Origin of the sequence: Paenibacillus sp. FSL K6-4396 (genome assembly GCF_038002525.1) — a bacterium.
In the GTDB taxonomy this organism is placed as follows: domain Bacteria; phylum Bacillota; class Bacilli; order Paenibacillales; family Paenibacillaceae; genus Paenibacillus; species Paenibacillus amylolyticus_B.
Genome location: NZ_JBBOCR010000001.1, coordinates 5,475,777 through 5,488,920 on the forward strand (window position 1 = coordinate 5,475,777; position 13,144 = coordinate 5,488,920).

Here is a 13,144-nt window from a genome sequence, read left to right on the forward strand (position 1 = left end):
AACGCCGAATCCCATTCTTAAAAGTTGAGAGAATTGCTCTCCTGCTCCAAGGCCTTGGACTCTTGAAATCCTCCTTGTTATTTGGCATAGTAATCATCCACATCCGAGCGTGTCACCACAGAGATCCCTGTGTCCACCATCACGGGAAGCGGTGCATTTTCACCGGATGAGGATGGGGCAGGAACCGTTAACTGGTGATGCAGATGGAACAAATATTGGAGTGACCAATATCCCATATTCCAGGTTCCCTGTGCAATTGTAGCTGAGATCGTACCGTTCTTGATCATATCCAATGTGGCCTTATTTGTATCAAACGAAATAATCTGCAATGGATGTCTGTCCCCGGTAGTTTGAACGGCTTCCCCCGCCCCTGCTCCTCCGGTGGCTTCAGTCACAAAAATACCCGCCAGCTCGGGATGTTCCTTCATCATTCTCTGTGTTTCGTCTCTGGATACCATCGCATCACCGTGTCCGTCTGCAACTTCAACGATCTGCATGGAAGGGTATCTCTTCTTGATCGTATCGCGGAAGCCCTTCGTCCGCTCTTCATGATTTTGTTGCCCAGGCAAGGTTAATACCGCGACCTCTCCCTCACGCCCCAGCAGTTCAGCCATTTTATCGGCAGCCATTACACCTGACTTGTAATTATCTGTCCCTAGAAAAGAATAGGCCTCGCTATCAGGTGCATCCGCGTCGAATAAGACAACAGGGATATCTGCGTCGACTGCCTTGTTGATCGCTGGTACTAGCGATTGAGGATCGATTGCAGATATGGCAATGCCTGCGGGTTTACGAGCGATAGCCTGCTCGATTACCATGGTCTGCTCCTTCGCATTATACCGGGTAGCCCCGCGATATTCTACGGTCACGCCAAGTGCATCCCCGGCATCCTCGAATCCTTTGAGCGGGCTCTTCCAATACTCCAGCCCGGACTGGAATGTAATCATGATATACGTCTCACCGATATCACCGCGCAGCCCACGGTCCTCCCATGAACTGTTTACCTGACTGGTGTATTCGAATCTCAACACATACAACGCAAATGCTGAGATTAGCAAAATGTAAACAAGCAGCATTTTTTTCATTCCGTTCACTTCCTCAAGTTGTCTGATCACCTTGTACTTCGTTTAAATTGTAAACGCAATCATTCAAAAAGAAAACTCCCCCTTATCTTTTTAAAAGGAAGCTCCTGTTGCTAACGGTGTACCTGCTGCAATAATGTACTATATGGTTTCTCCCTCTGGACGTATGATCATGGAACTAGACTACAACCAGAGGAGAGCATCATCATTATGAATCTTGCATCTTTTTTAATCTACTGCATCGTTGTTACATTCACCCCTGGCCCCAGCAATATCGTAATTCTTTCTTCTACACAGATCGTTGGCGCACGAAAAACAATGCGCTATGTCTGGGGAGCTACGTTGGCATTTGGTCTGCTGCTTACCGCTTCAGCTTTTCTTAATCAGCTTCTTGCGGGAGTGTTACCTGGAATTCTGAAGGTGATGCAGATTGTCGGCGGCCTTTACATGGTGTATCTGGCGTACCAGATCTACAAAATGGGTACCACCGAGGATGCACCGAAACAAGTTACCGGATTCTGGAACGGTTTTATCATGCAATTTGTGAATCCAAAGGTCGTCTTGTTTACTTTCACTGTCATTCCAAGTTATGTATTGCCCTTTTATCAAAGTTCATTTTCTTCGTTCCTGTTCGTGCTGCTGATTACATTCATTGGATTTCTGGCCTATTCCAGTTGGGTTGTTTTTGGCACGGTTTTCAGAACGTTGCTGAATCGCCACCAAAAATTACTGAGTATTCTCATGGCACTTTTTTTGTTATACTCAGCCATTATAGTATCCGGATTAATCTAAAGCTTGGGAGGTGTGCTGCATGGAACGGTTTAACTATAAAAAGTCGCAAGACGTGCTGGCACTATCCGCCAGCTTTACTGATTTTGCATACAAAAAACATTGCCATGAAGAGTATGCGGTCGGCGTAACCCTGCGTGGCATTCAACAATACAACCTGGACGGACAATATCAGGCGTCTCACCAAAATGGTGTCATGTTATTCAACCGCGAACAGTCTCATGATGGAAGCTCCTATGATAAGGCTGGCATTGACTATGTGATGCTGTATTTGAAGCCGGATTTGGTAGAGGAGATTATAGGTAAAAAGGAATTGCGTTTTGGAAGTCCCATCGTCTATGACCCCGAGCTTGCACGTAACATTCTGATGCTGAACGATGCCGTTCAACTCAGACAGGACGAAGCCGAGTGCAGCGAACGGGTCTTCAATCTGGTTCACCTGCTGGCTCAGAAGGAAATGGACACCAAGCTCTGGTTGCCTCAGGACAACCTGGTCCGCAAAGCCAAGGAAATCATGTTTTGCAGCACCGAAGATGTGCTCAAGCTGGACAACCTGAGTTCCGAATTTGGCATGTCCAAGTTTCAATTTATCCGTGAATTCAAGGCACATGCAGGCATATCCCCCTACCAGTTTTTCTTAAACTGCAAAGTAGAGCGTGCCCGTCAGTCCATTGAAAAGCAGAAGGACGTATATACTGCTGTTGCCGATTGCGGATTTGTTGATCTGACCCATCTGAACCGGCATTTCAAACGGGTATTTGGTGTCACAGCCTATGAATACATGTTGCAGCTGAACTTTAAAAATTGAACTAAAGAATATTTACACTGGCCACTCAGATGACAGAATAACCTTCTGATCGCTGTTATCCCCAGATTTTTTTGATCCCTTTTTATAAAGGGAAGATTCGGGGATAGCGTATGCTTTCGATGCAGCTTTCTTTCAAAAGGCTTTTAGGCGAACGCTTCGCTTCTTCAGATTCTGTCTGTCCTTGGGCAATCACACTCTTTTCTTTCTTCTCCAGACCCACACAACTGCCAACACTGCTAATAAAATGACTGTACCGTATAAGATAAGATAGAAAGGCCCACTTCGCCCATCATTAGTTTCTCCAAAGTCTTCTTCACTCACAACCTTGCCTGCGCCCAGCAATTTCAGATCATCTCCGGCTTGTTCAATTGGAACATTGCGACTGCACAGATTCGTATGTAGCTTATGATCCAATTCATATCGATAAGCATAGATCAGGTAGGACTGATTCTTTTCAAATTGAATGCCACAGGATTCAGATCCTCCGTCACTCGCAAGGATTTTCATCTTTTTGGCATCAACTCCCTTCCATGCCGTATCTACATCAAAGGTATACTCTCTTAATAAGCCATCATGCTTCGACTGTTGAGAACGTCCCTTCTTCACCACTTCTCCTGTAAATACAGTTGTGTTTGTCTTCAATCTCTCTTGAACATCATTCTCGACACAACTGCAAGCATACACTTTCTCTCCGGGAAATAGAGCTAACCCAGATGTAACCAACAGTAAGATCAACATGCACATCACCAAACGTCGTTTCATTCCGACCGCTCCCCTCCTACATTCTCTGCTTGAATAAGCGTTGTTAAGGTTACATATTTTTATTGCTGCTATATTTATTGTAAAATTATAGCACAATACAAATATCGTTATGTCCGACATACGCAAGGACACAACATACGAAATCAACCATCACGGAGGAACTCGACATTTGATACACAACTGGAAAAAGAACATCTCATTCCCGCTGCTCTTTGCAGCGTTATGCATGATCGCTTTTATAAGCATCGCCCTATCCATCAGCGACAACCAGATTCATCGATTTGATGATACGCTGATCGGCTGGATTCAGGGGTTGGAATCCCCCAGCATGACGCAATTCATGCAGTTTTTCACCTGGATCGGCAGTGAAATGCCTGTAGTTTTCATTACAATCATTTCCATGATTGTGTTATACGTTTGGCTGCGACACAAACGCGAACTACTCTTCCTCGCTTGTGTGCTCGCCGGTTCAACCCTGTTAAATGCATTGCTCAAGCTGGTATTCCAGCGTGCCAGACCTACCATTAACCGGATTATCGAAGTGAGCGGCTATAGCTTTCCCAGTGGGCATTCTATGGCCGCATTTAGCCTGTACGGTGGACTGGCCTTTCTAATCTGGAAACATGTACCCACCGTCACCGGACGTGTTCTGATGATTGTTGCCAGCGCCGTATTTATACTGACCATTGGTATAAGTCGTATCTACTTGGGGGTGCATTATCCAAGTGATATCGTAGGCGGATACTTCTTGAGTGGTTGCTGGCTCTCCACATGCATATGGTTTTATCGGCGGCATTTGGAGCGTATGTCCCAACTGCAAAGCAGAAGGCTGGCCTAAGCGGCCCGCTATTGATCTACACAAAGAAATACCCGGCTTTCCTTAACTAAAGGATAGCCGGGTATTTTTAATATTCATATTTACTAGTCCTAAATTCGTTCAGGACCACATGTACCGCTTGTCCCAATTAAGGGAACAGGCTGATCTGTTTTTTTTCACACCAATTTATAACTCTTCACCATTCGATTCAATAACTTTTTTGTACCAGTGGAAACTCTTCTTCGGTGTTCTGCTCAAATCTCCGTTACCGTCGTTGTCCTTGTTGACATGAATGAAGCCATAACGCTTCTTCATCTCTCCAGTGGATGCACTAACCAGGTCGATACATCCCCACATTGTGTAGGCAATGAGGTCTACGCCATCCGCTACGGCTTCTTTCATTTGTTCAATGTGGCCCTTCAGATAATCAATGCGATAATCATCTTGAATGGAGCCATCTTCCTCTACCACATCAACAGCGCCAAGCCCGTTCTCAACCACCATCAATGGAATCTGGTACCGATCATACAGATGATTCAACGTGTAACGCAGTCCTTTTGGATCGATCTGCCATCCCCAGTCGGAAGCTTCGAGATATGGATTTTTGATACCACCAAGCAGATTACCTTCTGCTCTCTCCAGGGACTCGTCCGCACTTTCAACCAAAGACATATAATAACTGAAGGAATAGAAGTCTACGCAGCCTTCACGCAGGGTCTGTTCGTCTCCCGGTTGCATCTCGATCTGGATGCCCTCTTCGGCGAAGAAACGTTTGGCGAATCCAGGATATGCTCCACGAACCTGTACATCACCGCAGATCATATTGGAGATTTGGTCTTTCTTCTGTGCAAGCAGCATGTCGTCCGGGTTACATGTGTTTGGATAGGTTGTCATGAAAGCGACCATACAGCCGATCTGGAAATCAGGGTTAATCTCATGTCCCAGCTTCACCGCTTTGGCACTCGCAACGAATTGGTGATGTAATGCCTGGAAACGAGTCTGTGGATCATCCACTCCGTCGACCAATGTCTCTTTACCTTCAAACAGAATACCTGCAGCCATATAAGCACCCATCGGCATCGTCAGACAGTTGATCTCGTTAAAAGTCAGCCAGTATTTCACTTGATCTTTGTAGCGGTTGAAGAGAGTTGTACAATAACGGATATAACAGTCGATGACTTCACGGGAAGCCCAGCCGTTATACTTCTGTGTCAGACCGAATGGCGTTTCATAATGGGAGATCGTTACGAGCGGCTCGATATTGTATTTTTTCAACTCGGCAAAGACATTATCGTAGAACTGCAATCCCTCTTCGTTTGGCTCCAGTTCGTAACCGTTCGGATAGATCCGGGACCAGTTAATGGACATGCGGAACATTTTGAAGCCCATCTCTGCCATCATGGCAATATCTTCTTTGTAATGTCCGTAAAAGTCAACCGCTTCATGGCTCGGATAATACGTGCCCTCTTCCAATACAGGCGTAATCCGGCGTGGAATCGTGTGGGTTCCCCCTGTCATCATGTCAGACGTGCTTGGCCCTTTGCCACCCTGGTTCCATCCACCCTCGAATTGATTGGCAGCCGTTGCGCCACCCCAGTAAAATCCTTCTTTCATTGTCATGACCAGTTCCTCCTTCATAATTAACTCATTTCGATATAAAATGCTTGATATTATGCGAGTAGCCGTTCCGGTCACGAATCGTTCTTCTGATCGCTGTTATCCTCGGATTTCTTTTATTCTTATTTCTAAATGGAAAAAATCCGATGATAGCGTTTGCTTCCGAAGTAGCTTTCTTACAGAAAGCTTTTAGCGAACACTTCGTTTCGTCAGAATCGATATCGTCCCCTTCACTACTTCGCAATAAATGAAGAACAAGTTATAAGACTGAGTCAAAATGTCTTCGTAAGACCATGTAACCAGTGTACCACCCATACCCTGACACCTATTGTCATGGTATAATCAGAGCATGGAAAATAACCGATTATTTCGAATGTTGCTTTTGTTATTGGAGAAAAAGAAGGCCACAGCACCCGAACTCGCCCGTATGTTCGAGATTTCGGTACGTACGGTGTACCGTGATATCGACCGGCTGAGCGCTGCGGGCATCCCCGTCTATACGACGACCGGCAAGCATGGCGGTATCCATCTGATGGACAACTATGTCATGGACAAGTCCCTGCTGTCGGAAGAAGACCAGAATGAAATTTTGATGGGACTATACAGCATCAGTGCGATCCCACACCTTAATAGTGCTCATATGCTGCAACGACTGACCGCTCTGTTTGATCACAAGCTGGATTGGATCGAATTCAATTTCTCACCATGGGGCAGCATCCCCCTGCAAGAGAGAGAACTTTTTAATCAAGTAAAACAAGCCATATTAACGAATCAACTGATTACGTTTCATTATGTTAATTCGGATGGAGAGAAGAGCATTCCAACGGTGGAGCCACAGAAACTTATATTCAAAAACAGTACATGGTACTTCAAAGGATATATCCATGATGACCCTGACCGGAGAGAATTCGAGACATTTAAGATGAAACGGATCACCCAGTTGACTTTTCTGGCGAGAAAACACGATCACTCTGTTACTGCCGGATCAAACGACCCTGAATCAGAAGCAGCTCCTGTCCTGACTCCTCTGACACTCTCGTTCTCCAGCAATATTGCATACCGAGTGTATGATTTTTTCGAACCTTCCCTCATTAAAAAAGAGCCTGATGGCAGGCTCCGTGTGTCTCTCGAATTAAATGTAGGGGAATGGCTCTACTCCTTCCTGCTATCGTTCGGTTCGGAGCTAACCGTAATCGAGCCTGTTCATGTTGGACAGGAATTGCTCAGACGTCATATCCAAGCCGTTGAACATTTGCAGAACGTCATGAACAAACTACCTAACAATGAATGATATAATATAGGCCTATACAACTTTTGATCACAGCTGACTCTCCATCATCCACCTGACCGAAGGAGGTTTATCCATGCAAGACATTAGACGCAACAATGTGGAACGTTTCAAAGGTTTTGGTACGTTATACGATCAAAATCGGCCAGCTGCTCCCACTGAAGTGGTGGATATTCTAACGACATATCTTGGCAGCACACCGCGTATGGTCGCAGATGTTGGCTGTGGCACCGGCTTATCATCGTGGATCTGGCTTAATGAGGCAGAACGTATCATCGGCTTCGAACCCAGCGATGACATGAGGTCTGTAGCAGAATCCAAGTGGGAATCTGCCGGGAAGCCGGATAACTTGCGGTTTGTGTCCGGCTTGTCTCACGACCTCGGACTACCAGATGGCAGTGTGGATGTGCTGACCTGCTCCCAATCATTTCACTGGATGGAGCCGCAACCCACACTACGCGAGTTTGCACGTGTACTTCGTACAGGCGGCATATTTGCAGCCTACGATTGCGACTGGCCGCCAATGTTAGACTGGCAGTTAGAACAAGCCTATCTGCAGCTGAATAAGGAAGCAGATCAACGAGCAGCCAGTCTGGCTCCCCAGGATAGTCACGCACACAAATGGAGCAAGGATGGGCATTTGCAGCAGATTCAGCAGTCCGGGCTGTTCCGATATGTTCGGGAAATCGTATTTCATCACCACGAGACATTCACAGCCGATCGATATGTCAATCTCGCCCTGAGCCAAGGCGGCCTGCAAACGGCGTTGAAGCTCGGAGCGGATGATCTATTAACAGCTGCTGACGAGTTCAGAGTGCTGGCTAATCGTGTATTTGACGGACAATCCAGAAAAGTACTCTTTTCTTATCGCATGCGCCTCGGTATTGTCTGAATGTAGTACGTCGCTTGCATCTCTCCTACATACCAAATGCCAAAAGGAGGTCGTACATGTCATAACCATGACCTGTACGACCTCCTTTTGGCTATATTCTCAGGAAGAGAATAAGTCACTTAATTGTCGCTCTTGTACATTCAATGCCAACACCAATTTTGTCGGGTCTTGTCTTGAATAAATGACGTTAATGATATGGCCTTGCTGCACTTGCGGCAGCGCAGAAGACAAAATTTCTTTTTGCGTTGTCACATTAAACGTTTCACCATTTGTCTTTGTTATGCTAAGTTTGAGTTGAAGCTTGATCTTATTACTGCCTCCACTGCCAAGTGGAGTGACATCGAGAATCTTGGCCATGGCTTTTTCGCCTGTTCTTGCAATATCCATCATCTCAGGGGATACCCCTTGTTGTACCATCTTTTCATCCAACAATTGCTGCATATCCTCCTGTGATAACTGTCCTTTCATATCAAGCCCTACCTTGCGTTCATCCTTCACAGAGACCACTAACGGAATGAAGCTGCCCGGCTGAAACTGAGCCATGGATGTCAGGGGAATAACGGTTTTCATTTCCGTATCGTATTTCTCCCGCCCCTTACGCGACACCGTCAGACCCAATCGAACCTCCGGTTGTTCATTAATATACGTGCCAGTCTGTTGTATGCTCTTAATGACACCCACTGCCGGTAAACCTGTCTTGACTCGACCTACACCAAAAATATTGCTCAAAATTGCAGGAACAAAAATCAACCCGAACCCGGCAAAGATCGCCGGAGTGTACCACCATGCCTGCATAATCATAAACGGATCATTCCACATCTTCTGTGCCAGAAATGGGGAGAACCCTACTCCGAACACAGTTAATACGCCAATGAATCTCAGGAAACCTACCATATGATCCACCCTCTCTTAATCCTTCTCTTACTATCTCTATCCATACCTCTAACGATATATCTATTTATCGTTGTTATACGTATTGTACACATGGGGTATCACTGTCTTATAAGCAAAGACCTTCTAAATGGACACTAGTCCCATATAGATCAGTTCGGACGGATTCGCTGGATTCTGACCCAATCCCACCCGATCTCCAACTCGTGGAATCTGCATTTTGGACACCAGTGTCTCCAATGTTCGCTGATACTGGTTACCGTTTGTCTCTGTCACATCCAATACAAGCACAACAATCGGATCAAAGTTGATCAGTTTGCCTGTATCGGTGATTGTCACCACCGTTGCTGTTGCCGTTAATGGAAGCGAACCACTCGCGGCCAATTGTGCCTGCTTTGCCGAATCCAGACTTTGGTTGATTGCCTCCCGATGTTCCTTGGATACGAAACCTTTCATCATCATGCCAGTGAGTCCTTTATTCATCATTTTATCCGCTTTAGCAATCGCATCTTCCTGTTTGTTCTTTTTACCGAACCATCCCATAGTAAGCACCTCATTTGTTTTATTTTTATTTATAGTTAAATTATAAACACTGCGGCTTGTCTTTGAATACCCTTCTGGCGGCATACAAAAAAAACGAAAAATCCGGTAATTGAATGACCGGATAATCGTTTCTTAAGTAAGGAATGTTGCTAATTCCGCAAAAAAGATCTGCTAATCCGATCTTCATTTCACGATTGCGAGCCATTTTTTGTACCAAGTGCGTTGGCAACGCACAACATCATGCCAAAAACAGTAGAATTTTAGCCCATAAGCATAAGTATTACGAATACACACTTTTTCAACCTTTTACACTGAGCGAGCTGTTCCCCGGAATCAGCCCCTACCGCTGAAACGTTTGATCGCTTCCTCGGTCACTGGCTGGAATAGATTAACGAGATTTCCATCAGGATCACGGAACAGCACAGCACGATTCCCCCACGGCATCGTGGTCGGTTCCTTTACCCACTCGTCCACAAACGGCTTCAAGCGCTCATATTCGGCTTCAACATCGTGGACATGGAACTCGAGGATGACCGTGTGATTGTTGGCTGCCACGGCAGAATCAATGCCAAACAGGGGCACCGTCTGGGAGTGGCCGATTGCCAGGGTGCAAGATGGCATAACGAGTTCGGCAAAGACAGGCGCGGGACGTACCGCCGAAACACCCATGACTTTCTCATAAAACTCAACAAGACGATTCACGTCGTCGGTAATAATGCGTACAGAAGCAAAATACATAAAATACACCCTTCCTGTTATAGAATAAAAGTACCCGATCATTGTGTGGGGCCTGAATCGGCCTTCTATCCCTTTATATTTACTTCAAATATGTTTACTTAAGTGATGATAAAATAACGCTACTGACAGCAGCATGTCAGTAGCGTTATTCAACATTTGTACTCCTCCTGGTTAATACCATTTCATACTAAAATTACTTTTGATTCATTCTACTTTTTGCGTAACAGATATACCAGCTTCCGATAATACATGGCTGCTTCCTTGTATTTCCGCTGATCCTCGGATACTACGGCCATCCCCTCATATAACGGTTCAAGTCGCATGACATGCTGTGCGGATTCAAAATAAGGCAGACAGGCAAGTGCTCGCTCCATGAAAACTTCGCGATCTCCATGCGCAAGAGCCAGATGGCTCTGGTAGAAGGTTGCGCTCATCTGCTGATCCTGTGTTGTTGCACATTTCAAGAGTTGATCTACACTTTGCGCGAGCACGCCCCAGTTCTTCCGCGCCAGAGCCACTTCGCATTGATATACATTGACGAGCGGCCGCATCGCGAGCTGTGTTTCTTCGGTTTCCTGCTGCAATAGCGACTCAAATCGTTCAATCTCAGCCTGTGCCTGTTCCAGTTCACCTGTCATCGTTAACATGACAATCCGATTGTTGGCAATCGCCGTCACCAGATCTCCCTGGTTGCCGGCATACACGAGGTTTGCCTCCGCCATTGTCAATGCAGAGAGTGCCTCCTGAACCAGCCCCATAGCAAAACAATAACCACTATATGCCACATATAACCCAGACAACCGATGAAACATCCGTTGATCATAGACATGACGCATTGTAAGCTCGAATACCTGTTTTGCCTCTTCATACTGTTTGACCTGAATGTAGGCTTCCATCTTGATATTTTGCACAGACAACCAGAATTCACTGCCAGGAAGCGCCAGCTCACTGAGCCTGGTTGCATGAGTTAATACATCCACAAAAGCCATTTTGGAGCGATAATATTGTATTTTATAGAATAAAAGTGCTTTGACTAACGGGCGCGGCAGATCAATATCGTCTGGGCGACCATACTTCTCCAGGTAAAAATTAAGGTAGGACTTATGTATATATTCATGTGCCGTTGCATCGTTTAACTGCTGATAATAGACTGCCTTCATCAAGGCCGTTGTTAGCTCTACGGTCAACGTGTCATCCCGATCTGCCAGTGCATGCACCATATCTTCGGATATCGCCGACGCTGGAACAGACATTTGTTCGAAGATGGCCTCTGCCCGTTCGAGTGTTTCCTCGTCCTGAGCCGCAGCCTTTAGAATATAGGAAGGGGATACCCCAAGACGCCCAGCGATGGCTTCTGCCAAGTCCTCAGGGAGCGGATAACGATCCGCCAGGATATTGGTAAAGTGGGCCTGCGTGACCAGACCTTCCACAAGGTCTTTACGGGAGATTTGTTTTCTTTTGCTTAGCAGTTCAATGCGTTCCTTCAGCATGGTATCCCTGTCCTTTCTATCCTAACAAGCGAGTACATTCTATTCACATCATCGCAAAATTAGAGATATAACGCCACCCTTCCGGCGAAATCAAACGAAACGGTTTCCGTTTCCGAGGTAATTGTTTTACAATAAGAAAGTATGTGTAAGAGCATTTTATTGAAATGCTGAAACATGAGCTGAATATGAAAGGATGCAAATAAATGATTATTAAACCAAGAACACGTGGTTTTATTTGTACTACTTCCCACCCTGTAGGTTGCGCTGCGCAAGTGCAGGAACAGATTGATTATGTGAAATCCCAGCCACAGCTGAAAGGCCCCCGTAATGTGCTCGTCATCGGTGCTTCCACCGGTTACGGACTGGCATCACGCGTTGTTTCTGCTTTTGGGGCGGGAGCGAATACAGTCGGCATTTATCGTCCAAGCAGCTCCACAGAGAAACGTACAGCGTCAGCAGGCTGGTACAACTCCGCTGCATTCGAAAAAGCCGCAGAGGAAGCAGGCCTGAAATCGTACAGCGTTACAGGTGATGCATTTGCAAACGAAACACGAGACAAAGCCGTTGAACTGATTCGCAGTGAACTCGGTCAAGTCGATCTGGTTGTATACAGCGTAGCCTCGGCACGCCGTACCGATCCGAACACGGGTGAAGTATTTAACTCTGTGCTGAAGCCAATCGGACAATCCTACACGAACAAAACGGTGAACTTCCACACAGGCGAAATTAGCTCCGTTACCCTTGAACCTGCAAACGAAGAGGAAATTCGTCAGACGGTAACCGTTATGGGCGGAGACGATTGGGAACTTTGGATGGATGCCCTGCAACAAGGCGGCGTGCTTGCTGACGATGCAACAACGATCGCTTTCTCTTATATCGGTCCTGAACTTACGCATGCCATTTATCGTGATGGTTCCATCGGTCAAGCCAAGAATCATCTGGAAGCGACTGCACACAAGCTGAATGATCGTCTAAGTGCAAAAGGTGGACGTGCGTACTTAACTGTAGCCAAGGCGCTGGTGACTCAATCCAGTTCTGCAATTCCAGTCGTGCCGCTGTACATCTCAGCATTGTACAAAGTCATGAAAGAAAAAGACTTGCATGAAGGATGCATCGAGCAATTGCAACGTCTGTTCGCTGATCGTTTGTATGCGGGGGGAGAAGTTCCAACCGATGCCGAAGGCCGTATTCGCATTGATGATTGGGAGATGAGAGCTGACGTTCAGGAAGAAGTGGCGAAGCTCTGGAATGAGTTGACCACAGAGAACATCTACGATCTGTCCGATCTGGAAGGTTACCGTCGCGAATTCTTCCAGCTGTTTGGTTTTGAAACCGATGGTGTGGATTATGAAGCAGATGTTGATCCCAACGTTGAAATGCCTCATCTGGTGAACTAAAGAAGTTTCGGCGTGGACCTGGGCTTAAGT

Annotated in this window: 13 protein-coding genes; 6 read left to right on the forward strand and 7 right to left on the reverse strand. The window is 46.1% G+C overall.

Annotated elements, in window-relative coordinates:
* Positions 1-77: 77 nt before the first annotated feature.
* Positions 78-1,085: a substrate-binding domain-containing protein gene (locus MHB85_RS23975; RefSeq protein ID WP_105601748.1), complete on the reverse strand. Its 1,008-nt coding sequence runs from the start codon at positions 1,083-1,085 to the stop codon at positions 78-80.
* Positions 1,086-1,292: 207 nt separating this feature from the next.
* Between MHB85_RS23975 and MHB85_RS23980 the strand changes: the two genes are divergently transcribed.
* Both MHB85_RS23980 and MHB85_RS23985 read left to right on the forward strand, forming a co-directional pair.
* Entirely contained in the window at positions 1,293-1,874 is a 582-nt protein-coding gene (locus tag MHB85_RS23980) for a LysE family translocator (protein ID WP_091020334.1), read from the forward strand.
* A 19-nt stretch (positions 1,875-1,893) separates the two neighbouring features.
* Positions 1,894-2,679, forward strand: coding sequence for an AraC family transcriptional regulator (locus tag MHB85_RS23985; RefSeq protein WP_105601750.1), 786 nt, complete (start codon positions 1,894-1,896; stop codon positions 2,677-2,679).
* Positions 2,680-2,868: 189 nt separating this feature from the next.
* Here the strand turns inward: MHB85_RS23985 and MHB85_RS23990 are convergent, their stop codons facing one another.
* Positions 2,869-3,441, reverse strand: coding sequence for a hypothetical protein (locus MHB85_RS23990; protein ID WP_181155585.1), 573 nt, complete (start codon positions 3,439-3,441; stop codon positions 2,869-2,871).
* Positions 3,442-3,610: 169 nt separating this feature from the next.
* Here MHB85_RS23990 and MHB85_RS23995 point away from each other — a divergent pair, with 169 nt between their 5' ends.
* Entirely contained in the window at positions 3,611-4,279 is a 669-nt protein-coding gene (locus tag MHB85_RS23995) for a phosphatase PAP2 family protein (protein WP_223199760.1), read from the forward strand.
* A 165-nt stretch (positions 4,280-4,444) separates the two neighbouring features.
* On the opposite strand, the gene MHB85_RS24000 is transcribed toward MHB85_RS23995, so the two are convergent.
* Complete coding sequence (locus tag MHB85_RS24000) at positions 4,445-5,878, reverse strand: glycoside hydrolase family 1 protein (protein WP_105601753.1); 1,434 nt, start codon at positions 5,876-5,878, stop codon at positions 4,445-4,447.
* Between the two features lie 370 nt (positions 5,879-6,248).
* Between MHB85_RS24000 and MHB85_RS24005 the strand changes: the two genes are divergently transcribed.
* The gene (locus tag MHB85_RS24005) at positions 6,249-7,166 is read left to right on the forward strand and encodes a helix-turn-helix transcriptional regulator (protein WP_105601848.1); all 918 of its coding nucleotides are present in this window, start codon (positions 6,249-6,251) and stop codon (positions 7,164-7,166) included.
* A gap of 73 nt (positions 7,167-7,239) precedes the next feature.
* The gene (locus tag MHB85_RS24010) at positions 7,240-8,055 is read left to right on the forward strand and encodes a class I SAM-dependent methyltransferase (RefSeq protein WP_105601755.1); all 816 of its coding nucleotides are present in this window, start codon (positions 7,240-7,242) and stop codon (positions 8,053-8,055) included.
* Between the two features lie 99 nt (positions 8,056-8,154).
* Here MHB85_RS24010 and MHB85_RS24015 read toward each other — a convergent pair whose 3' ends face one another.
* From MHB85_RS24015 to MHB85_RS24030, 4 genes are all read right to left on the reverse strand, one after another.
* Positions 8,155-8,949, reverse strand: a complete 795-nt coding sequence (locus MHB85_RS24015; protein WP_105601757.1) for a hypothetical protein — start codon at positions 8,947-8,949, stop codon at positions 8,155-8,157.
* 123 nt (positions 8,950-9,072) lie between these two features.
* Entirely contained in the window at positions 9,073-9,489 is a 417-nt protein-coding gene (locus MHB85_RS24020) for a hypothetical protein (RefSeq protein ID WP_074096159.1), read from the reverse strand.
* Positions 9,490-9,822: 333 nt separating this feature from the next.
* Entirely contained in the window at positions 9,823-10,227 is a 405-nt protein-coding gene (locus tag MHB85_RS24025; RefSeq protein ID WP_105601758.1) for a VOC family protein, read from the reverse strand.
* 209 nt (positions 10,228-10,436) lie between these two features.
* Positions 10,437-11,717, reverse strand: coding sequence for a transcriptional regulator (locus tag MHB85_RS24030; RefSeq protein WP_105601760.1), 1,281 nt, complete (start codon positions 11,715-11,717; stop codon positions 10,437-10,439).
* A 203-nt stretch (positions 11,718-11,920) separates the two neighbouring features.
* Here MHB85_RS24030 and fabV point away from each other — a divergent pair, with 203 nt between their 5' ends.
* The gene (gene fabV / locus MHB85_RS24035; protein WP_105601762.1) at positions 11,921-13,114 is read left to right on the forward strand and encodes an enoyl-ACP reductase FabV; all 1,194 of its coding nucleotides are present in this window, start codon (positions 11,921-11,923) and stop codon (positions 13,112-13,114) included.
* Positions 13,115-13,144: the final 30 nt, after the last annotated feature.

What these genes read in the sequence shown, in the direction of transcription:
- fabV (WP_105601762.1), top strand. Translation starts at nt 11,921, where the DNA reads ATGATTATTAAACCAAGAACACGTGGTTTTATTTGTACTACTTCCCAC.
- MHB85_RS24020 (WP_074096159.1), bottom strand. Translation starts at nt 9,489, where the DNA reads ATGGGATGGTTCGGTAAAAAGAACAAACAGGAAGATGCGATTGCTAAA.
- MHB85_RS24000 (WP_105601753.1), bottom strand. Translation starts at nt 5,878, where the DNA reads ATGACAATGAAAGAAGGATTTTACTGGGGTGGCGCAACGGCTGCCAAT.
- MHB85_RS24015 (WP_105601757.1), bottom strand. Translation starts at nt 8,949, where the DNA reads ATGGTAGGTTTCCTGAGATTCATTGGCGTATTAACTGTGTTCGGAGTA.
- MHB85_RS24025 (WP_105601758.1), bottom strand. Translation starts at nt 10,227, where the DNA reads ATGTATTTTGCTTCTGTACGCATTATTACCGACGACGTGAATCGTCTT.
- MHB85_RS23975 (WP_105601748.1), bottom strand. Translation starts at nt 1,085, where the DNA reads ATGAAAAAAATGCTGCTTGTTTACATTTTGCTAATCTCAGCATTTGCG.
- MHB85_RS24010 (WP_105601755.1), top strand. Translation starts at nt 7,240, where the DNA reads ATGCAAGACATTAGACGCAACAATGTGGAACGTTTCAAAGGTTTTGGT.
- MHB85_RS23985 (WP_105601750.1), top strand. Translation starts at nt 1,894, where the DNA reads ATGGAACGGTTTAACTATAAAAAGTCGCAAGACGTGCTGGCACTATCC.
- MHB85_RS24005 (WP_105601848.1), top strand. Translation starts at nt 6,249, where the DNA reads ATGTTGCTTTTGTTATTGGAGAAAAAGAAGGCCACAGCACCCGAACTC.
- MHB85_RS24030 (WP_105601760.1), bottom strand. Translation starts at nt 11,717, where the DNA reads ATGCTGAAGGAACGCATTGAACTGCTAAGCAAAAGAAAACAAATCTCC.
- MHB85_RS23980 (WP_091020334.1), top strand. Translation starts at nt 1,293, where the DNA reads ATGAATCTTGCATCTTTTTTAATCTACTGCATCGTTGTTACATTCACC.
- MHB85_RS23990 (WP_181155585.1), bottom strand. Translation starts at nt 3,441, where the DNA reads ATGAAACGACGTTTGGTGATGTGCATGTTGATCTTACTGTTGGTTACA.